Below are 22,322 nucleotides of genomic sequence, written 5' to 3'. Positions count from 1 at the left end.
CATAAAAATTAGCATTACATTTGGTGAATATCCTAAAAAATGCCTGAAGAAGTAAGCACTTTAAATCCAAATAAATGGATAGATAATTACGCAGATTATCTGTTTAATTATGCCGTTGTGCGCGTAAATGATAGTGATTTAGCAAAAGATTTGGTGCAAGAAACATTTTTTGCAGGTCTAAAATCTGCAAAGAATTTTGAAGGGAAAGCAACAGAAAGAACTTGGTTGGTATCTATTTTAAAAAGAAAGGTAATTGATCATTATAGAAAGATAAATTCTAATAAAGGGAAAGCTGAAGTTAGAATGAATTTTTATGCGGATGGCGATAATGAAGGAAATTGGATTGAAGAAAGAGTACCACAAAGCTGGGACAATGCATCAGAAAAAGACATAGAAAACGAAGAATTAAAAACGCAATTAGATCTTTGTATTTCTAAATTACCAGAAAAATACGCCATGGTTTTTAAAATGAAAACGATTCAAGAATTTGAGACGGAAGAAATTTGTAAGGAGCTAGACATAACTGCGTCAAACTTATGGGTTATCATCCATAGAGCAAGAACTCAGTTACGAAAATGTATGGAAGATAATTGGTTTAATAATTAGTATGATGTTCAAGAAATTTTTAATCAATTGTGATCAAGCAACAACGATCTGTGATAAGAGCCAGTATAACGAAGCTACGCTCTTAGATAAGGTAAAATTAAATATTCATTTTTTAAGATGTAAAATTTGTACGTTATATACAAAACAAAACGTATTTTTGTCATCAATGTATAAAGGTCAGGCAAAAAGTTGCAAACAAATAAAGCATTGCTTAACAGATGTTGAGAAAACAGCTCTTAAAAAAAGCATAGAAAGTAAAATATAGCATTTTTTCGGTTTTTTGAAAACCGTATTTTTTGATTTTTTGTTAGATTGAAACGGAATTTATAGAAATATAGGTTCCGTTTTTTTGTATTTTTGAACCCAGACTAGTCCGCATTTAGAAGATTCATTTTTTTAGAATGAATAAAATTATATAAAAAGCGAAAGATTTAAAAGCCTAATTAATCTTAAAAAGGATGCATTTTTTACCAGAAGAAATAGACAATTATGTTGTAAATCACTCACAACAAGAACCAGAAATTTTGCAGGAGTTAAGTAAAGAAACTTGGCAAAAAGTTTTAAACCCTAGAATGTTAAGCGGTGCTTTTCAAGGCAGAGTTTTGTCTATGATTTCTAAGTTACTAAAACCAACATCTATCTTAGAAATTGGCACGTATACAGGTTATTCTGCCTTGTGTTTAGCTGAAGGAATGGCATCCGAAGGAAAAATTATTACCATAGATAAAAACGAAGAATTAGAAACGTTACAGAATAAGTATTTTGAGAAATCTGGTTTTAGAACTCAAATAGAACAACGGGTTGGAAATGCGGTAAACATCATTCCAAAAATAGACAGGAAATTTGACCTCGTTTTTATTGATGCAGATAAATCTAACTACATAAATTACTTTCATTTAATTATTGATAAAATGAACCCTGGCGGAATTATTTTATCTGATAATGTACTCTGGAGCGGTAAAATTGTAGAAGCGTTAGACCCAAAAGATATTGATACAAAAGTACTTTTAGCCTATAATAAATTATTAAATACGGATGCTAGAATAGAAACAGTTTTGTTACCAATACGAGATGGTTTAACAATTAGTAGAGTAAAATAGTTTTAAACGTAAGCTTATTTTAGTTGGGCTTACTATTAATTTTGCTTGATAATAATGAGGTTTTGAGTAGAACTCAAAAAAGAAATTAAAATGTTATCGATTTCTTTTTATAGGTCCTGTTAAATCATCAATATTGTCTTTTACATCCGAAATACTTTTTTTAATGTCTTTGGTAAAATCAGTATCTAAACCCTGACTTTTTGCACTTTCATTAATATCTCTTTTAATTTCGTTTGTGGCATCTTTTACTTGACGAATTCCTTTGCCTAAGCCTCTCGCAATTTCCGGAATTTTATCTGCACCAAAAACCATTACAACGATTAATAGAATAACCATAATTTCTGGAGCACCAATAAATAAAAAAGTTGTATTCATAATAAGAATAAAGTTGTAACAAAGGTAAATATTATTAGTGATATAAACTTATCAAATAAAAAAATTTGTAAATTGTAGTAAAGAATTTTAAAATAGCTTTATGTTTAAAAAAATATTTTATCTTTTATGCTGTACAGTGGTTTTTATAGGATGTAAATCTTTGAGAATCAAACATAAAATTAACAAAGAAATAGCTTCTTCGTTTTTTGAAAATCAGTTTACAGGAATTTATATTTATGATGTAAATGCAGCAAAAGTTGTCTATAATTACAACGGAAGTAAGTATTTTACGCCAGCAAGCAACACTAAAATTTTTACGCTTTATACAGGTTTAGAACTATTATCAGATTCTATTCCGGCTTTTAAATATGCTGTAGATAAAGACACAATTACTATTCAAGGAACCGGAGATCCAACTTTTTTACATTCTTTTTTTAAAGATAGTACTGCTTTAAAAATGGCGAAGAATTATAAAAAAGTTAATTTAATCGTTAACACTATTACTGATAAAAAATTTGCTGCAGGTTGGGCTTGGGAAGATTTTGATAGTTATTTTAGTCCGGAAAGAAGTGCTTTTCCTATGTATGGAAATGTAGTTACTATCCAAAATGAAAACGAGTTAATAGTAACTCCTCTTTTTTTTGAAAATGAGTTAAAAATTACTGATAAAAATTACGGAAGAGAAGAGCTGGTAAATAATTTTTATTTTGGAAAAAATAGAACCCGAGAAACAGCCATTCCTATGATTATAGATACTATTTTACTAACTAATCTTTGGAATGATATTTTACCAAATAAAGTAAAATTGATAAAAGAATCAGCAATAAAACCATTCAAAATTGCCTACAGTATTCCTTCGGATACCTTATACAAAAGGATGATGGAAGTAAGTGATAATTTTTTGGCAGAACAGCTTTTAATTATGGCTTCGTCTACACTTTCAGACACTTTAAATTCTAAAAAAGCGATAGATTTTATAATAGCAAATCAGTTAAAAGATTTAAAACAAAAACCAAGATGGGTTGATGGCTCTGGGTTAAGTAGGTACAACTTATTTACACCTATTTCTTTTGTGGATGTTTTAATTAGAATGTATAAGGAAATACAAAAAGAAAGGTTGTTTTTATTTTTCCCTGTTGGTAATGCAATCCAAAATTTAAAAGACAAGCGGTTTATTTATGCAAAATCTGGCACTTTAGGAAACAATTACAGTTTAAGTGGCTATTTAATTACAAATTCTAATAAAATACTTGTTTTTAGTTTTATGAACAATCATTTTATGCATACAAATGCTGAAGTAAAAGAGCAGATGCAATTTATTTTTGAACAATTAAGAGATCAATATTAGGCTTGTTTTAAGATGTTTTGTCTAAGAAAATTACTTTAAGTTGCTTTTTAAATTTTTTGATGTTGTTTTATATCATTAAAAAACCAATTCGTTAATTATTTTTAAATTATTGAAAATCATATTATTGTAAAAAATTTCTCCCCATAAATGGGGAGAAAACTCCTTGTTTATAGGGAGAAGATAATTTCATCATTTTTAGGGATTGACACGTGTTTATATATTTTGGAACTTGAAAATATTTTAATTTTTAAAATTCATTATGAACTCTCTAACAGCAACATTACTTTTTTTACTATCTGTAACTTTTTTATCATTTGTAAAAATTGGAGACACTTCATCTAAATTAAAATTAGAAAAGAGTACTATTATTGAGATTCTCATTAAGCAAAAAAACGGATGCAGACCCTCTTCTGAATTTATGTTTTACGTAGAAACAGAGCTTGTTAAAAAAGCAAGAGGCGCCAATACGATTAATGCAAAAATCTACGTTTTAGACAGGGCTAGTGGTTTTTCTAATTTATTGGTAAGCGAAAATATTTTAGTTTCTTCCTTTAAAGGGGAAGTTTTTTTACAATATAAAACTGAAAAAAACTATTGTGGCGAGGCAACTTTACATAATGGAGACAAAATAATTGGTACTAAAGAGAAATCTTTATACTGCTTTAATGAACTTGTTAAGTTTGAATCTATTTACAGCAGTTACTTAAAATCTAAGAACAATTTATTACAGATAAAAAGCCTTTAAATTACGAAGGGTTACTTAAAAAGTATTGGTTAAATAAGTGAATTTAATTGTTATTTCTTCACCAACATTCGCTTAATCTCATTCAATTTAATTAAGGTTTCTATGGGCGTTAATTTATTTTTACTTGATCACACTATTTTTTAATAAATAATATTTCAAAAATTGTTAAAACAACTTAAAGTAAACGAGTTGAAATTTTTTAACATTTGTTGCTATAAATTATAGTAAAAAAACTTTTTTAGGCTCCACAGTTTTTTTATTGAAGTTTAATACTATTAATTTTAATTTTTTTAAAAAAGATAATAAACTGATAATCATAAATGGGTATTGACATGTATGCTTTTTGCTTTTATCTTGCAAACAGAAATAATTGCTAAATTTCTACAGAAAAAGAAAAAAAAATTCGCCTTCTCATGTTTAAATAGTTACAAGCTATAAAAAATAGGTCAAAAACAGTTGGGAGGTTTCTAATTCTAAAAACTGATATTTTAAGCAATAACAGCTAATAATTAGGGATAAAAGAACTAATTATTTAGATGTTGGTGGTTAACTCTAATGCGAAACCGAAACTAAAAATACCTTGCCTATGAAAATAACCGTATTGAAATTGAAAAACATAGTAAAAAAATTATTAAAACTAAGAAATTATAAAAAAAATAAGATTACAAAAATTTATAATCCTCTTTATCACAACTACATTTTTTGTAAGTTGTCAAGAAGATTATATTAACACATCACAAGTTTCAAATATTAAAAATTCGGCAAAAGCATTATTAGAAATTTCTTATAAGATGACAACTACAAGAGATTATGAAATAAACTCGACAACAATATCAAGTTTAGATTTATCAGTTCTTAATCCTAGTAGTGAAAAACAAGAAATAAAAATGGAATTGTTTGAAAGTGGACAACTAGACATAACTATAGAAGAATTAGATTTTAGTCAGAAAATTAGAAATCCACATAAAATATTGCTTGATGACAGTCCTAAAATTGTAAAAACTGTAATTAGTGGAAACACAATTAAGTTTTATGGTGCAAATGGCACATTATTAGGTACTGAGAATATTCCAATCCCAAATCACAGTGATTTAGTAAAAATAATTAAAGATATTGGTAAAGATTTCTCTTCAGAAGATATTAATGATGTCATTACAACAATGCAAGGACATCATCTAATTGATAATTTAGAAGAATTTATTAAAGACCTAGAACAAGATAATAATCATCTTCAAAGATCGTCTGGAAGTCCTATTACAATTATTGAGCAAGGAGACAATTTTGTAACTTTACGTATGCCTTTAAATAATATAGAACCAGCAATGAGCCAAGAATCAGTTTTATTGATAGACAAAACGTTAAATAAAATTGTCGGAACTAGAATATATAGTAATAATCAGCTTTTACAAAGCACTTTTTTTGGATATAATAAAGGAGAAGTACAATCCTTAAATGCAATAAAGACAATACAAAAAATTCAACTTTTATCTGGTAATGAAATAGACATGATAAGCTACTCCAAGATTGATGACATGGAATTTAATTTAAATTTATAAACCTATGAAAAAGATAATACAAAAAATATCACTTTTACTTATATTTACATTTAGCGCACTAAATGCTAATGCACAAGATAGAAACGTAGCATGGGTTCATGGCTTGGACGGAGATGCTAGTTCTTGGCAACATTATGAACGAATTTTTAATGATGAGCGCAAATTAAATAACCTTAGAACTACATATAATACAGATAATGGTATAACAAATGCAGCAAACCAAGTAATTAATTCTATGAATATGCGTTATGGTAATAGCGCTAGTGGTGCAAACAATCCTCAAAATTTAGGAATTGGGCATAGTATGGGAGGTTTAATGTTAAGAGATGCAGATAGAAGTACAGGAAGTGGCACTAAAAAATTTGGAGGGTATATAACCGTTACTTCACCTAATTATGGTGCACCCATTTCTAACTCTTTAATAGATGGCAGTGTAGAAAGAGCCGCTCAAAATGCTTGTAATAAAATAGCAGATGGTCCTTTATCTCAAGTATTTTCTTTACCCTGGGGTATTGTGTCAAATTTGGCAACCAATGTTTTATGCGATCAGTTTATTGACAATGATTTGGTTCAAGGCTTACAAGGTACTCCCGTTACCAATAATGATTTAAAAGTAGGAAGCCCTACCATAGATGCTATAAATGATTACGATAGTAATTTGCCTAGAATTTCTATTTGGGGAGAAGAAAATAGCCCTGTTCATTGGCGTATGATTAGCTCTAACCTGTATGGTAATGACACAAAATTTGTAAATATGGTAAACACAGCTAGAGGTTTGTATAACGGATTTTATGTATACAATACCTCACTAGCAGTTGTTACAGGTGTTGCTGGTTTTTGGAATCCTTTTGCTTGGGGATTTACTGCAACTTATATTTATAGAGCTACCCAATGGAAAAAAGGTAGAAATTGGATAGACGATAGTGAAAACATTTGGAGTTCTTTAATAAAAACCACAAGAACAGAACCACAAACTTATTGGGTAAATACTTGGATACCTTGTGCATATCCTCCAAGAATTGAAGTGGAACTAAGATCAGTAAAACGAACTCCAGATATAGATTGTGGAGAATGGAAATGGGTACAACGCACTAGAAATATTAGCGTAAATTACCCAAGTGATGGGTTATTACCTCAATATACACAAGAATTGCAAGGCATTCCTGCTGGTAATAGATATAAAGTAAGTGGGGCAAACCATTTGGAAGTTAGAAATATGACTACAGATGGGAATGGGGTAGATGAGACTGCTGTTGAGTTTAGAAGAATTTTTAATAGAACTGACTGGTTCAATACTAATTAATTTATTTTCTTATGAAATATATATCAACAGTACTAGTATTTATCATCTTTATGGCATCTTGCCATAAAGATGATAATTCTAATACACAAACAGATGAAGATGGGATTATTACTTCATTACCCTATCAATGGAAAAAATCATTACACAATCAAAACGCTGTATCTAATGGTTACATAAGTGATGCAATCTATTACAATGGTAATATTGCTATACCAACAACTAATGGTAAAAACAGTAAGTTTTTATCAATGGTTAATCCGAACAACGGAGAAATTATTTGGCAATGGAATGATAATTATTTACCTTATTCAAACCAAATAATCATCTTTGAAAAATACCAAAATAATAATTTATTAACGTATCAAACAGGTAATAAAAGTTATTGTATTAATTTAGATGATGGTACTACTCAATGGAAATTTGAGAGAAATGAACCTTTTCTTGTTCATTTATCAGGTTTAAATGCAAGCTATTTTACATTTGGACAATCTACAACCCAGTTTCAACAATATTCAGAAAAAGTTGCTTTTAAAGGCAGTTTAGAAACAGGAGAATTGAATGAGTTTATTATTCCTAATTTTACAATTAATAATATTGCGCCAGGTTATAGAATAGGAGATGTTACAAGAATAGAACCGTATATGTATAGTAGTGTACAACATTTAGTCGTTACTTGGCAAGAACCACAAAACGTAAACTCTATTAATGATTGGCAAACTTATTTAGGTTTATATAATTACGAAACTAATGAATGGGTGTATGAAAAAAAAGAAATGAATGAACCAAATATTAATGGTGTTGTTCTAGCACCACCTGTAATTTATCAAGGTAAATTTTACGCAAATATTGGGCATCAATTAGTTTGTCATGATATCGCAACAGGTAATCAAGTTTGGGTTAGAGATTTTCCACAAGATTTTCTTTTTTCAGGTTTTATCATAGAAGATGATAAAATTATAGCGAATAATGAAGACACTAATACCTATTGCTTAAACCCAGAAAATGGAAATATTATTTGGAAAACAGAAAGTTCTGGAACAAGTGGTAGAATGAGTTATTTAAACGGTATTGTTTATTTTGTAGGCGGATCTACAGGTAAATTACATGCTATAGACGTTAATACAGGTAAACATGTTTGGAAAATTAATGCTGGTAATTTAGAAGAATCTAGTACCAATAATTTTAAAACAAATGCTGTTTACGTGTTTGAGTCAGAAAATGGCAATCCTGCTAAAATTATTGCATTATCACATCTGAATGTTTACTGTTTCGAAGCATATCAATAATAAATTGAATTAAGAAACAAAGTATGCATTACAGGTAACACGGTATATAAAAAATAGCAGTTAAGTGCAAACCATAAAGTTTGTGCTTATCTGCTATTTTTATTTTTAAGCGGAAAGTTGTAGTTAATTTAATCTGCTACTTTTCATATACCCAACCGTTGTGGTTTGTATTTCGCTCATCTAAAAGCTGAATCGAATAATAAAAAGATGACCGCTTATTTACAAAAATTGAATACTAATCACTAACTTTAAAAACAGAAAATTATTAAAAACAGAAAATTGAAAAACTATCTCAAACTTGGAATTCTCTTCTTTGGAATGTCCTTATTATTCTTTAATTGTGAAAAAGAACCTAATCAACTTGATGAAAACATTACGATAAAAAGTTCTAACAATATTATTGTTGAGGAGTTTAGTATAAATGAAAACAATTATCAACCAAAATTTAACAACCTTTTAAATAAACTTACCTCTAAGGTTAGTAAGAATGATTTAAAGAAAAATAATTTACCAAGTTTTAATATTGATTCCAGTAAAGTAAAAAAAGTAACTTTAAATGGTAAAACTACATATACATTATTTATTGAGAGTGAAAATAGTGAAGTTGATAGTTTTGAAAATTTAATTTTAGAAATAGATAGTCTAGATATACCTAAGGCTTATATGGTAAAATATTTTCCTGAAAATAAAATAACATATTATGAAGAACACGACTCCTATACTTTTAGTGGAACTAAAGAAGTAACAGAAATTGATTTTAATTCTAAATTCTTATTAAAAAAATCATCTTTAAAAACTGAGGTCATTTGCGGATATGAAGTATGGTGTTTTTATTCTTACGCACACTTGGCAGGAACTTCTTGTAAAAATGTAGAGTTACAATATGTTTGTAAAGTTACAAGTGGTGGTTCTGGTCAAGGTAATCCAGGTAGTAATAGTGGTAGGCCAAGTAGTGGAGGTGGTTCTTCTAGTAGTGGAAATAGTTCTAGTTCAGAAAGTGCATTTAATACTGCAATTAATTTTTCACCAGAAAAATATACAATTAATAATTTTTTTAATTCTTTAACTACAGAACAGAAATCATTTCTTGAGACTCCATTAGATGGTACTATAAATTATAGTAAACAAATTATTTCAAATTTTCTAGGTCAAAATTACATACCACTATCAGAAGATATAAACAGTGGTAAAATTACAGATGAAGCTTATAATTTTATTATTAAAGCAATTGATATTCTTAGAAACGCCACAAATACAAATACATTAAGTACAGATTTCGAGAATCAGAGCTTTACAAAACTGGTTGGAAATATTTTAAATGCAAAAAATCAAAATATTTTTACCGATTTTAATAGTCTTTTTAACAGTCTAGAGTTCAATAATAGTTTATCAAATAATGATAGGAACTTAATTTCTCGAAAAATATTGGAAATTTATACTATTTCAAATCAATACGACTTAAGTTCTCTAAATGATATTAGCCAACTTTCAATATTCGACCAACAAACAATTACTCAAAATTCTTTGTTTATCAATTTCCTGCCAAATTTTGCATCTTTAGGAATCCAATTACCACAAACGGCAGAAGAATGGCAAGAATTTGGAGAAATTTTAGTAGAAGTAATGTATGAAATTATTCCAGATTTAATACCTGGAATTGCTGAACTTAATTCTCTTAAAAACTCTATATCAGCTTTTAATAGTGGAAATTATACTGACGGAACAACTGAACTAGCCTTTGCTTTAATTGGAGTTTTTCCTGCAGGAAAATTAATGAAAGCTCTTGCTAAATTTGCAAAACTCGCTAAAAAAACTGCTAAAATATTTAAAACTTATCTTAAGCTTTTTAAAATTAATAAATCTCTCGCTAGAGGTTACAAGGCTGTCATCAGTAATAGTAATGACATGTACCACATCTTCGGAAATGTTGGTCACAAATTAAATAATTTAGTAACAAAAGCAGGTGGAGAAAAAGAAGCTTTGTTAAAGGCATATGAAAAAGTAAATGATTTAAATTTAGGTAATACGTTATCCAATGATGAGTTCAAAATATTTACTGGATTAAATATTTTAGGAGAAGTAAATGTCACAATTTATTTATACAAAAATTTAGATGGTAGTTTAATAAAGATTTCTAATATGTTTATCCCATAAGAATGAAAAAATTAAATATAGAAAACAAAAAAGTTAACGATATAATCATAAACCTTGAAAATAATTTTATAAAGATTAGTGGAGTAAATTATTTTTATCCAATTAAAATAAAAAATGTTATAATTGAAGGTTCTTTTAGAAGTTTATGTTCAAATTTCCAAACTTTAACAATAGAAAATACGAAATTCTTTAATAATCCTGAAATAGAACAAAAAAAGGATGACAGTTTTAACCTATTTCGATCCAATTTCATAGGAATCTTTACTGTTAGAAATTGTGAATTCAAAGGGAAAGTAAATATTTCAGCACTTCATTGCTTAAAAGATGTTGTTATAGAAAACTGTATTTTTGAAGAATTTGTAGACTTTGGTGATTGTTGGTTTAGAAATAATACGACAATAAGAAATAATACTTTTAAAAAAGGAACAAATTTAATGGGAAATTCAGATAAAGCTTATAAAGTTACGTTTGACAAAAAGCCTACAATTGAAAATAATATAGGTAATTTAGAAATGAACATATTAACTTAATAAATACAAACCACAACACGGTATATAAAAACCAGCAGTTAAGTGCATACCATAAAGTTTGTGCTTATCTGCTATTTTTGTTTTAAAACTTAAAGTAATTGCATTTTAATACACCACTAAAACTGCAGTAAGCGTTACTTTTTCACCAACATCCTTTTAATCTCATTTAATTTCATTAAAGCTTCAATAGGCGTCAAAGTATCAATATTAATTGTTAAAATTTCTTCTCTAATATTTTCTAAAATTGGGTCATCTAACTGAAAAAAGCTAAGCTGCATTTCTTCATGCTGATTCTGTTTTAAAACGTCTTTAACGTCTTTATTTTTATTGTTTTTTTCTAGTTGTGCCAAAATTTTATTCGCTCTATGAATCACCATATTTGGCATTCCGGCTAGTTTTGCAACGTGAATACCAAAACTGTGATTAGAGCCACCAGAAACCAATTTACGCAAGAAAATAATAGTGTCTTTTAATTCTTTTACAGACACATTAAAGTTTTTAATACGCTCAAAAGTGGTGGTCATTTCATTGAGTTCGTGATAATGTGTAGCAAACAATGTTTTTGCTTTTGATGGATGCTCGTGCAAAAACTCTGTAATTGCCCAAGCAATAGAAATTCCGTCATACGTAGATGTTCCACGACCAATTTCATCTAACAAAACCAAACTGCGTTCAGAAAGATTATTTAGGATGGAAGCCGTTTCGTTCATTTCTACCATAAACGTAGATTCGCCCATAGAAATATTATCGCTTGCGCCAACTCTTGTAAAAACTTTATCAACAATACCAATTTTTGCATTTTGGGCAGGCACATAGCTTCCCATTTGCGCTAGTAAAACAATCAATGCAGTTTGACGTAAAATTGCAGATTTACCAGACATATTTGGCCCAGTAATCATAATTATTTGTTGCTGATTTCTGTTTAAAACAACATCATTTGCAATATAAGTTTGATCTATTGGTAACTGTTTTTCAATAACCGGATGACGCCCATTTTTAATCTCTAAATCTGTACTTTCATCCATTTGTGGACGCACATAATTGTTATCAACAGCTAATACAGAAAAAGATAAAAGGCAATCTATTTTTGCAATTATTTGCGCATTTTCTTGCACAATTTGTACAAACTGAATGATATATTGCAATAATTTAGAAAATATTTCTTGCTCTATTTTGGCAATCTTCTCTTCTGCACCTAAAATTTTCGTTTCGTATTCTTTAAGTTCTTCAGTAATATAACGCTCTGCATTTACCAAGGTTTGTTTGCGAATCCATTCTTGCGGCACTTTGTCTTTATGTGTATTTCTTACCTCAATATAATACCCAAAAACATTATTGAACGAAATTTTTAAACTAGAAATTCCGGTTCTTTCGGTTTCACGCGCCAGCATATCATCTAAATACTGTTTTCCAGTGCTAGAAATTGCACGTAAATCATCTAATTCTTGATGAACGCCAACTGCAATTGCATTTCCTTTATTGATGTTTACAGGTGCATCATCAAACAACGTTTCTGTAATCTTATCAATTAAAACGGTACAAGAATGCAACTGATTGCCAAGATTCTGAACCGTTTTATTTTTACTTTTTTCTGCGGATGCTTTTATGGGTAAAATTGCTTTTAAAGAATTTTTTAAATAGATAATTTCTCTAGGTGATGCTTTGCCAGTTGCTACTTTAGATATAAGTCTTTCTATATCAGAAATTTGTTTTAATTGATAAGAAGTTGTTTTAGAAAACTCATCAGAATCTATAAAAAACTTTACCAATTCATGACGATTTTTAATCTCGTCGATATTTTTTAAAGGAAGCGCCAACCAACGTTTTAATAAGCGTCCGCCCATTGGCGAAATGGTTTTGTCAATTACATTTAAAAGTGTAACGGCATTTGCAGAATTCGAATTGTACAATTCTAAATTTCTTACTGTAAAACGATCCATCCAAACGTAATTGTCTTCTGCAATTCGGCTAATCGCTTGTATGTGTTTTAGCTGATTATGTTGTGTTTCCGATAAATAATACAATACGGCTCCGGCTGCAATAATTCCGTTTTTAAGATCTTCAATTCCAAATCCTTTTAAAGTTTTTACTTCAAAATGATTTTGTAAGGTTTCGTTTGCATATTCAGGTTGAAAAACCCAATCATCTAAATAAAAGGTATAATATCTGTTTTCGAACAATTCTAAAAACTGTTGTTTATGTTGTTTTTGCACCAAAACCTCACTAGGATTAAAATTCTGCAATAATTTATCAATATACTCCGCATTACCTTGTGCAACTAAATATTCGCCCGTAGAAACGTCTAAAAATGAAATTCCGAGTTGTTTATTTAATGCTGAGCGAGTAGAAGTTTCAAAATGAACAGCCGCTAAAAAATTATTGGTTTTAGATTGTAAAACTTCGTCGTTTAAAGAAACTCCTGGAGTAATTAATTCTGTAACACCACGTTTTACAATGGTTTTGGTCATTTTAGGATCTTCTAATTGATCGCAAATGGCAACACGCATGCCCGCTTTTACTAATTTTGGCAAATAGGTATTTATAGAATGATGCGGAAAACCCGCTAAAGCAGTTTCTGTTTCGCTACCTGCGCCTCGTTTTGTAAGTGTAATTCCTAAAACATGTGCGGCTTTTTTGGCGTCTTCACCAAAAGTTTCGTAAAAATCGCCAACTCTAAACAACAGCATAGCATCAGGATATTTTTTCTTGATGGCATTGTATTGTTTCATTAAAGGAGTTACCTTTTTAGCGGTTGATTTTGCCAAGTTTTTAGAAAATTAAAGTTAGTTTTGCGAAGATATAAAATATAGTTGTTAGTGGTTGATTTTTGGTTGTTAGTTGAGCTACCAAAAATTAAAAGCCATGAATCATCAACAAAAATAGTATGAGAAAGTTAAAGAATAACGAATTAGGTAGAATTTCTGTGGATGAATTTAAGGCTACGGAAAAAACTCCTTTGATAGTAATTTTAGACAATGTTAGAAGTTTAAATAATATTGGGTCTGTTTTTAGAACTTCGGATGCTTTTTTGATCGAAAAAATTTACTTGTGCGGTATTTGTGCAACGCCACCAAACAAAGATATTCATAAAACGGCTTTGGGCGCAACAGAATCTGTGGACTGGGAATATGTTGAAGATACTTTAGAATTAGTTGAAAAGTTAAAGGCTGAAAATGTAAAAGTTTTGGCAATTGAACAAGCGGAAAACAGCACAAAATTGAATGCTTTTTATCCAGAGAAAAATCAGAAATATGCTATTGTTATGGGTAATGAAGTAAAAGGTGTACAGCAACAAGTTGTAAATGCTGCCGATTTTTGTATTGAAATTCCGCAAATAGGCACCAAACATTCTTTGAATATTTCTGTAACCACGGGTGTTGTTTTGTGGGATTTATTCTCTAAAATTATCAAATAAATTTTTTGTATCTTGTAAGTACTTGCTCTTAGTTTTACAACCTGCATTTAATCCCTACAACAATGTTAAAAAAAGGATTTTTTTTAATACTAATTTTATTTTACATCCCTTTTTATGCTCAAAATAATGTAGATTCTGTTCAAAAATACATTCATATTTCTAAGAAGCTTTACAATCCTGAAGAGAAAATAAATTACTTAGAAAAAGCCCGTTCTTTTGCTTTAAAAACAGACAATGATAGTCTGCTTGTTAAAACATTTTCAGAAATTGCTTTTCAGAGTATTTTACTTGAGGATAAAGAAAAATTTGAAGCATCTAACGAAACTTTAAAAGGTATTTATCAAGCTAAAAAATACGGATTACCGTTAGGTTTGTATTATCAGAATAAAGGGTTTTATTTTTATAATAATGCTAGCTTAGACAGCGCCTATTACTATTTTGAAAAAGCAGCGATTCAATACAAAAACGCAAAGAATCAAAATCAACTTATTCAAGTATATCTTAATTTATTAGACATTAATTACGTGTCTAATGATTATTTAGCCATTGAAGATTTAGCCATTGAAATCTTTACAACTAAAAAGTTTCAAAAAGAATATAAATTTTTAGCATACACTAATTCTTACCTTGGTTTAGTAGCCTCTGGTTTACATGATTATGATAGTTCTTTAGAATATCATAAAATATCTTTAGAACTTATTAAGAAAATTAAGGATGGTAAAATAAGAGTTATTGAAGAAGCAGCGCTTATTAATAATTTAGGCTTGATGCACCTTGATTTTAATAAATTTGAAGACGCGCTTGGCTATTTTAATGAAGCGTTAGCGAAAACACCAAATTTAAAGACCGATAATTTAGGCTTGTATGCAACGATTATTGCAAATATTGGAATTTGCGAAATAGAAACAGCAAGCAGAGAAAAAGGTGTAAAGAATTTGCAAGAAAGTTTATTAATTGGCGAGGAGTTAAAAGATTTAAATATTCAAATAGTATCTTTATTTGAATTTGCAAGATTTTACTATAAAGAAAAAGACCTTTTAAAGGCTAGGAGTTATATTGATAAAACAATGTTTTTATCAGAAAAAAATGGCTTTAAAAAAGTAGATGTACTATTGTTATCCGCAGAAATTTATACCGGTAAAAAATCAATTGCATTTTATAAAAAGTATGTTGAGGTAAAACAAATTGAAGAAGAACGAAATCAAAATGCAAAGAGAAAGTTTGTTCGTTTTAAATATGAAGCCCAGAAAAAAGAGGAAGAAAATGATGCTTTAAAGCAACAAAATGTATTAACGATAAGTACTTTAAATAGCGAAAAACAGAAAAATAAAATAATTGTATTATTTGCAATCATCGGCTTTTTTACAGCTTTTTTTATTTACGTGTTTTATCTTTCCAAAAAAAGAACATTTACTTATAAAACCAACCTAGAAAAAGCAAAAGCAAGAGAAGAAGAAAGACGTGAAATTGCAGTAACATTGCATGACAAAGTTGTAGGAGATTTATTGTTAATTTATCAAAGAGCGCTAAAAATTAAAGAAACATCTATTACAAAACCGCTATCAAAAGTAAATTCTGAAATTAGAAATTTATCGCATCAGTTGAGCTCGATAAGCTTTAATGAAGTTTCTTTTAAAGATCAATTAATTAACCTAATTAGTGATTATTTTTCGCCAACATTTAATGTTAAAGTAATTGGCTTAGAAGAAATTAATTGGAATTTAATACAACCAGAAATTAAAAGAGCCCTGTATTTAGCGATAAGAGAATCTATTCAAAACAGCAAAAAACACGCTTTGGCTTCTAAGGTTATAATAACGTTTAAGACACAGTTGCATAACTTAGAGTTAAATATTGAAGATAATGGAAAAGGGTTTGAGCTAAGCACTTTAAAGTATGGCTTAGGCTTAAAAAATCAAAAAAAAAGAGTATTAGAATTAAACGGAACTTACAATTTAAAGAGTAAAACAAATCAAGGAATTGCTACAACTATAAAAATTCCCCTAAAAGCATAATAATGAAAAAAATAATTAAAATTTTATTGGTAGATGATCATTTTTTAGTTTTAAGAGGATTGATTGCACTATTGGAAGAAATTACAGACTTTAGTTTTGATATTCATTCTAAAAGTAATTGTGACGAAGCGTATCAAGCAATTATTTTTGGCGAAGCAGCAACACCTTTTGACATTCTTTTTACAGATTTAAGTTTTACAGAAAGTTGTGGCGAAATTAACTCGGGAGAAGAGCTGATGAACCGAGCCAAAAAAATAGCGCCAAATTTAAAAATAGGAGTAATTACAATGCATACAGAAACGAATAGAGTTTTTAATGTAATCCTAAATCAAAAACTATTAGCCTATATTTTAAAAGTTGATTGCACTAAGAATGAGTTAACTTTTGCCATTCAAAAAATGCTGGAAAATGAAAATTACTATACGCACTCAATACATCAAAAACTATTACTAAGAAAAATTGTAGAAATTTCTATGGATGATATTTCTGTACAAATTTTAAAAGAATTACCAAGACATGCGCGATTAAGCAATTTAGTTGGACATATAAAAAATGAAAGCGGCCATATTTTAAAAATAAGGTCTATCGAGAATAAATTAACAGACTTAAGAACCGCCTTAAATGCAGTAAATAATACAGACCTTGTTTTAAAAGCAAAAGAATTAGGCATTGTTGATTAACCCTATTTTGCGGAAAACCACATTTTAAACAGCGCATATTTACATCTCTAAATTTTAGAATCATTGTACATTTAAACTATGATTATACATACAAAATTACCGGAAAATTTTGGGATTGTAGTTATATTTTAAACCGAATAGTGAAAAAGAAATAAGCCCTTCCGGATTTCTAGAAGGGTTTTTTTATGGCTTTAAAACAAGGTTTTTATGTTTTAAAGTACATTTAAATGGTGTCTGGTATATACATTTTAAGCAAAAAAACTAAAAGTAATTACAGTGTTATAATGAAACAAATAATTAAAATTTTACTAGTAGATGATCACTTCTTGGTTTTAAAAGGGTTGATTTCTTTGTTGGATGAGGTTTCTGATTATTCCTTTGTAATTCATGCCAAAACCAACTGCGATGACGCATATGCAGCTATTGTTTTGGCAGAGAAAACAGAGCCTTTTAATATTCTTTTTACAGATCTAAGTTTTATAGAAAGTAATGCTAAAATTAATACGGGAGAAGCGCTTATCAATTTAGTAAAAAAAGCAGCTCCAAATTTAAAAATTGGCGTTATTACAATGCATGCAAAAATAAATAGAATTTTTAATGTACTTTTAAATCAAGACCCATTAGTATATCTTTTAAAAGATAATTGTACTAAGGATGAGTTAGTTTCTGCCATTCAAAAAATGCTTAAAAATGAGGTTTATTATTCCGATTCCGTGCATCAAAAACTACTTAGTAGAAGAGTTGTAGAAATCTCTATGGATGAAGTTTCAATTCAAATTCTAAAAGAGTTGCCAAAACACCCAAAGTTAAACAACCTAGTTGGGCATATAAAAAACGAAAGCGGAGAAAATTTAAAAACAAGAGCTATAGAAACTAAGCTTGCCGATTTAAGAATAGGTTTAAACGCCATAAATAATACAGATCTTGTTTTAAAAGCAAAAGAATTAGGTATTATTGATTAATGTTTAAAAAATTACGCATTTTATAGTGCGATATTATACACTACAAAAACATACAAAACTCTAGTTTTGTATCAGATTTTTCATACATGGTTAGGTGATTATGTATTCAAATTTATCCTGAGGCTTCTAAGCTTTGGGATTTTTTTTTATACCTATAATGTGTTTTGCTTTCACAGAATACATCCAACTTTAAAAAAAGACATTAATTGTAACGTAACAGGCTTTTGTTTTGGATTCGGTACCTACATTTAGTAGCTATAAAATATGAGATTTATTAATAGAAACTTAATTGCCTTTTTTAAGAATAAGTTTACATGCACTAAAAAGTAAGAACCTTATTTTAAAACAAAAAAAAACACACTGTCAATTGATTTATAATTGATTACGAATTTTTAAAGCGATAAACTTTAAACAAATTTGTATTTTTAGGATAAGATTTTTTATACATTGTTGGGTACAATTTATAGAAATTTATCCTGAGGACGCAAAGCCTCGGGATTTTTTATTGCAAGCTTAAGCTTCTTTTTTAAGAAATAAATAAAACGTACTATACTGGTTGCCATGGTTATTTTAGGTGCGTCTTAAAATAGAATAAACGCATAGAAATTTTTTAGAAATTGTATAATGCTATTATTGTTTGATTTCTAAACAATTACGCATTTTTAAGTGCGATTAATATACCGTACAAAACTAGAAAGAGTGGTAACTTTGGTTTAAGATTTTTATAGATTGTTGGGAGGCGATCTATTTAAATCTATCCTGAGGCTATTAGTCTCGGGTTTTTTTAGATTTCAATAATTCGTTATCCTACTAAAAAAATAAAACATCTAATACTACAAGTAATTACACCTTAGAAGTTTTATTATGAATGCTTTTTTGAAGTTAAAGGCGAATAGTATAAAAGCAGAACTTACTTATAAAGGAGTAGATTTTTATAAAATAAACAAAACAACTATTTCTTAAGGTGTTGGTAATGAGCGTTTTTTTTAGATATATGCGTAATTCCGCATTTTTATTTGCAGAAAAATTTTAAAATTAAAACTGAAATTTTTTAATTTTGATGTGTATTTTATACATTGTTGGGGGATAATGTATTTTGATTGATCCTGAGGTTTAAAAACTTCAGGATTTTTTTAGATACCTAGAATAATTTTCGCTATTGAGAAATATATTAAAATTCCAAAAATATCATTACTAGTTGTTATAAAAGGACCCGTTGCCAACGCAGGGTCAATACCTCTTTTGTCTAAAATGATAGGTACAAAAGTGCCAATTAAAGAAGCAATAATAATTACTGACATTAAAGAAATAGAAATGGCTAAACTAAAACTAATAGGAAAGCCTAATATTTTAGTAAACACAATAATTATAATAGAGAGTAAAAAACCATTTATTAAACTTATTGATATTTCTTTTAATAACCTGCGCCACAAACTACCTTTAATTAAATCGTTTGCCAAACCTTGTACAATAATAGCCGATGATTGTACACCAACATTACCAGCAACAGCAGCAATTAGTGGTGTAAAAAAGAATAAGGCTTTGTAATCTGGATTATCCATAATTGTTTGAAAGTTTTGCATGATAATTACAGCGCCCAAACTACCAAATAAACCCAATATAAGCCAAGGCAATCGGCCTTTAACCAATTCGTAAACGGTATCATCTGCTTCTACATCTTGGGTTAAACCATTTGCTAATTGATAATCTTTATCTGCTTCTTCTTTTAAAACATCTACAATATCATCAATGGTTATTCTACCCAATAAAACGTTATTATCATCAACAACAGGTATTGCTTCTAAATCGTATTTAGACATAATTTTAGCAACCTCTTCATCATCCTCATTTACATTTACAGCATCTACTTTATCAATATAAATTTCTGAAATTTTTTGCTCGTTTTTTGCTACAATTAAATCTTTTAAAGAAAGACGGCCTATTAATTTATCTTGTTTATCAACTACGTAAATAGAATGCACTCTGCTTACTTCTTTGGCTTGCGCTCTAATTCTGCGCATACAACCAGCAACCGTCCAAGTTTCATAGACTTTTACTAGTTCTTTACCCATTAAAGCACCAGCAGAATTATCATCATAAGATAGTAATTCTTTTATATCTGCGGCATGTTCTTCGTCTTTTAAGGCAGAAATTACATTTCTTTGACGTTCTTCAGAGAGCTCGCCAATAATATCAGCAGCATCATCGGTATCCATTTCACCAATTTCTCTGGCAATTTCTTTTGCTGATAAATTTTCAAGAATTTTTTCACGAGTATCTTCGTCTAATTCGGTAAGAATTTCTGATGTTTTTTCGCTGTCTAAAAGTTTAATGATATAGATAGATTCATCAAAATCAAGTTCATCTAAAACTTCTGCAATATCTGCATAATGCAAGTCTTCAAATAGCTCTGTAATTGCTGGGTCATTATTAATAGCTATAAGCTCTGTAAGGTTTTCTAGAAAGTCATTGGTAATCTCAAACGCCATGATCTGCTAATTTTTGTGTAAGGGAAATAAAGGCAGCAACAGATAATTGTTCTGGTCTTTTCGCAAATATAGGGTCTTCTTTTAAAGAATCCGAAAGATTAAAGGACTTTAAACTAGAACGCAACATTTTTCTTCGTTGATTAAAAGCGGTTTTTACCACTCTAAAAAACAGTTTTTCATCAACAGGTAAGGTGTAGTTTTCTTTTCTAACAAGCCTAATTACACCAGAATCTACTTTTGGCGGCGGATTAAAAACAGTTGGTGGTACGGTAAATAAATATTCAACATCAAAAAAAGCTTGGGTTAAAACAGAAAGAATTCCGTATACTTTACTACCTTCTTTTTCTGCAATTCGCATGGCAACTTCTTTTTGAAACATACCTGCAAATTCTGGAACAAATTCTCTATGTTCGATTGCTTTAAAAACAATTTGAGTAGAAATATTGTATGGAAAATTACCAATAATCGCTACTTGTTTTTTATCAAAAATTTCCTCAATATTTTGCTTTAAAAAATCTCCTTCTAAAATGGTAAACTTGTCTTTAGAAGTGTCTAATTTTATATGCTCTAACCAAAATGTGTTTTTAAGATAACTTACTGATTCTCTGTCTAATTCAAGAACAGTAATTTTCGGTTTTTTTTGTAATAAATACTTGGTTAAAACGCCCATTCCTGGACCAATTTCCAAAACGTTATCGTAATTCGTTCCTGTTAAAGCATCGGCAATATTTTTTGCGATGGATTCATCAGTTAAAAAATGTTGACCTAAATGTTTTTTTGCTTTTACAGACAAGATGTTTGTTTTAAGATTAAGAGAACAAATGTACTCTAATTTCGGCATAATTTTTGGTTGGTTTAACTTTAAAATCAGCTAAATGCAAAGAATTTTACTAGTTCTACTATTACTTGCCACAGTAAATTTTACTTCTTTTGCGCAAGACGGAAAACTAAAAAAAGCGAAAGAAAGTTTAAATAAATCTACAGCTACAATTTCTACTTCCAATTCTACATCAAGCATAAAAAGAGGTTCTAGAAGGGCTAGAAATGTAAACAACGACGCTACATTTAGCTCTTTTTTTGCAAGTATTTTTATAAATTTATTTGCTTACACAGCATATGGCGTTGCAATAGAATCGCCCTTTGAGCTTGATGGCAGAATGCATGATGCAGAAATTGCAAATTATCCTTACAAAAATTCATCCTATGGAAACTTTATCTACACAGATTCCACGAATTATAAAATAGCAAGGTTTGATGTTACTACTAATTTTGTAATAGAAAACAGTAATTTATACGGTAACAATTTTGGTGCAGATTTTCGTTTTTTAAAACGTTTTGGTTTGGAATTTGACTATTTATATTTAATAGAAAAAAGCAGTATCAATAGAGATCAATTTTCATTGTATTCCGCATTGATAAATTACCACAGAATACGAACTCAAAAATTAGATGTTTGGTTTGGGTTGGGAATGATGCATGTTGGATCGGGTGTTAATAAAACAGGTTTTGGGGTTGGTTTAGGTGCAGAATGGTTTGTTGCAAAACCAATAAGTGTAAAGGTTTCTCATAAATTTACAAACATCAATAATCAAGAAGTAAACAACACAAAATTGTTATTGAAATACTATTTAAAAAACTATCATGTTTCTTCTGGATACGAACATTTTAAAATTGGTGTTTCTAACATTGATGCTTTTTCTATTGGTGTTGGAGCAAGTTTTTAGAAGAACTATATCCTTGAAAATCTGCGAAATTATT

Annotated in this window: 18 protein-coding genes; 14 read left to right on the top strand and 4 right to left on the bottom strand. The window is 29.1% G+C overall.

Features of this window, described 5'->3' with window-relative positions; translation table 11 throughout:
- Positions 1 to 39 precede the first annotated feature (39 nt).
- Together BTO16_RS12895 and BTO16_RS12885 are read left to right on the top strand one after the other, a co-directional pair.
- A complete protein-coding gene (locus tag BTO16_RS12895; RefSeq protein ID WP_105022083.1) occupies positions 40 to 606 on the top strand; it encodes a sigma-70 family RNA polymerase sigma factor in 567 nt (188 codons plus the stop codon).
- Positions 607 to 1,064: 458 nt separating this feature from the next.
- A complete protein-coding gene (locus BTO16_RS12885) occupies positions 1,065 to 1,706 on the top strand; it encodes an O-methyltransferase (RefSeq protein ID WP_105022081.1) in 642 nt (213 codons plus the stop codon).
- Positions 1,707 to 1,799: 93 nt separating this feature from the next.
- Here BTO16_RS12885 and BTO16_RS12880 read toward each other — a convergent pair whose 3' ends face one another.
- Positions 1,800 to 2,081, bottom strand: coding sequence for a Sec-independent protein translocase subunit TatA/TatB (locus BTO16_RS12880; RefSeq protein ID WP_105022080.1), 282 nt, complete (start codon positions 2,079 to 2,081; stop codon positions 1,800 to 1,802).
- Positions 2,082 to 2,181: 100 nt separating this feature from the next.
- On the opposite strand from BTO16_RS12880, the gene BTO16_RS12875 reads away from it, so the two are divergent.
- The 7 genes from BTO16_RS12875 to BTO16_RS12845 all read left to right on the top strand — a co-directional run bounded on the left by BTO16_RS12875 (position 2,182) and on the right by BTO16_RS12845 (position 11,003).
- Complete coding sequence (locus BTO16_RS12875; RefSeq protein WP_105022079.1) at positions 2,182 to 3,429, top strand: D-alanyl-D-alanine carboxypeptidase; 1,248 nt, start codon at positions 2,182 to 2,184, stop codon at positions 3,427 to 3,429.
- A gap of 259 nt (positions 3,430 to 3,688) precedes the next feature.
- The gene (locus BTO16_RS12870) at positions 3,689 to 4,174 is read left to right on the top strand and encodes a hypothetical protein (RefSeq protein WP_105022078.1); all 486 of its coding nucleotides are present in this window, start codon (positions 3,689 to 3,691) and stop codon (positions 4,172 to 4,174) included.
- 791 nt (positions 4,175 to 4,965) lie between these two features.
- Positions 4,966 to 5,730, top strand: coding sequence for a hypothetical protein (locus BTO16_RS12865; protein ID WP_105022077.1), 765 nt, complete (start codon positions 4,966 to 4,968; stop codon positions 5,728 to 5,730).
- Positions 5,731 to 5,734: 4 nt separating this feature from the next.
- On the top strand, positions 5,735 to 7,033 hold the full coding sequence (locus BTO16_RS12860; RefSeq protein WP_105022076.1) for a lipase family protein: 1,299 nt from the start codon (positions 5,735 to 5,737) through the stop codon (positions 7,031 to 7,033).
- 11 nt (positions 7,034 to 7,044) lie between these two features.
- Complete coding sequence (locus BTO16_RS12855) at positions 7,045 to 8,319, top strand: outer membrane protein assembly factor BamB family protein (protein ID WP_105022075.1); 1,275 nt, start codon at positions 7,045 to 7,047, stop codon at positions 8,317 to 8,319.
- Between the two features lie 279 nt (positions 8,320 to 8,598).
- Positions 8,599 to 10,473: a hypothetical protein gene (locus tag BTO16_RS12850; RefSeq protein ID WP_146105408.1), complete on the top strand. Its 1,875-nt coding sequence runs from the start codon at positions 8,599 to 8,601 to the stop codon at positions 10,471 to 10,473.
- Between the two features lie 2 nt (positions 10,474 to 10,475).
- Positions 10,476 to 11,003, top strand: a complete 528-nt coding sequence (locus BTO16_RS12845; RefSeq protein ID WP_105022073.1) for a hypothetical protein — start codon at positions 10,476 to 10,478, stop codon at positions 11,001 to 11,003.
- 134 nt (positions 11,004 to 11,137) lie between these two features.
- Here the strand turns inward: BTO16_RS12845 and mutS are convergent, their stop codons facing one another.
- Entirely contained in the window at positions 11,138 to 13,768 is a 2,631-nt protein-coding gene (gene mutS, locus BTO16_RS12840; protein ID WP_105022072.1) for a DNA mismatch repair protein MutS, read from the bottom strand.
- A gap of 119 nt (positions 13,769 to 13,887) precedes the next feature.
- On the opposite strand from mutS, the gene BTO16_RS12835 reads away from it, so the two are divergent.
- The 4 genes from BTO16_RS12835 (at position 13,888) to BTO16_RS12820 (ending at position 18,075) form a co-directional block, all read left to right on the top strand.
- Positions 13,888 to 14,418 carry an RNA methyltransferase gene (locus BTO16_RS12835; RefSeq protein ID WP_105022071.1) on the top strand — a complete coding sequence of 177 codons (531 nt, stop codon included), beginning with the start codon at positions 13,888 to 13,890 and terminating at the stop codon, positions 14,416 to 14,418.
- A gap of 62 nt (positions 14,419 to 14,480) precedes the next feature.
- Positions 14,481 to 16,433 (top strand): ATP-binding protein, encoded by a 1,953-nt coding sequence (locus tag BTO16_RS12830; RefSeq protein WP_105022070.1) that lies wholly within the window; start codon positions 14,481 to 14,483, stop codon positions 16,431 to 16,433.
- 2 nt (positions 16,434 to 16,435) lie between these two features.
- Positions 16,436 to 17,113, top strand: a complete 678-nt coding sequence (locus tag BTO16_RS12825) for a response regulator (RefSeq protein ID WP_105022069.1) — start codon at positions 16,436 to 16,438, stop codon at positions 17,111 to 17,113.
- Between the two features lie 284 nt (positions 17,114 to 17,397).
- Positions 17,398 to 18,075, top strand: a complete 678-nt coding sequence (locus BTO16_RS12820; protein ID WP_170064472.1) for a response regulator transcription factor — start codon at positions 17,398 to 17,400, stop codon at positions 18,073 to 18,075.
- Positions 18,076 to 19,208: 1,133 nt separating this feature from the next.
- Here BTO16_RS12820 and mgtE read toward each other — a convergent pair.
- Entirely contained in the window at positions 19,209 to 20,564 is a 1,356-nt protein-coding gene (mgtE, locus tag BTO16_RS12815; RefSeq protein ID WP_105022067.1) for a magnesium transporter, read from the bottom strand.
- Positions 20,554 to 21,357 (bottom strand): 16S rRNA (adenine(1518)-N(6)/adenine(1519)-N(6))-dimethyltransferase RsmA, encoded by an 804-nt coding sequence (gene rsmA / locus BTO16_RS12810; RefSeq protein ID WP_105022908.1) that lies wholly within the window; start codon positions 21,355 to 21,357, stop codon positions 20,554 to 20,556. The genes mgtE and rsmA overlap by 11 nt, the downstream gene beginning before the upstream one ends.
- An 82-nt stretch (positions 21,358 to 21,439) precedes the next feature.
- Between rsmA and BTO16_RS12805 the strand changes: the two genes are divergently transcribed.
- Positions 21,440 to 22,288 carry a hypothetical protein gene (locus BTO16_RS12805; RefSeq protein WP_105022066.1) on the top strand — a complete coding sequence of 283 codons (849 nt, stop codon included), beginning with the start codon at positions 21,440 to 21,442 and terminating at the stop codon, positions 22,286 to 22,288.
- Positions 22,289 to 22,322: the final 34 nt, after the last annotated feature.

This window comes from Polaribacter glomeratus (assembly GCF_002954665.1).
In the GTDB taxonomy this organism is placed as follows: domain Bacteria; phylum Bacteroidota; class Bacteroidia; order Flavobacteriales; family Flavobacteriaceae; genus Polaribacter; species Polaribacter glomeratus.
The sequence above is the reverse complement of the archived record's forward strand: the minus strand, read 5'-3'. Positions and strand labels throughout refer to the sequence as shown.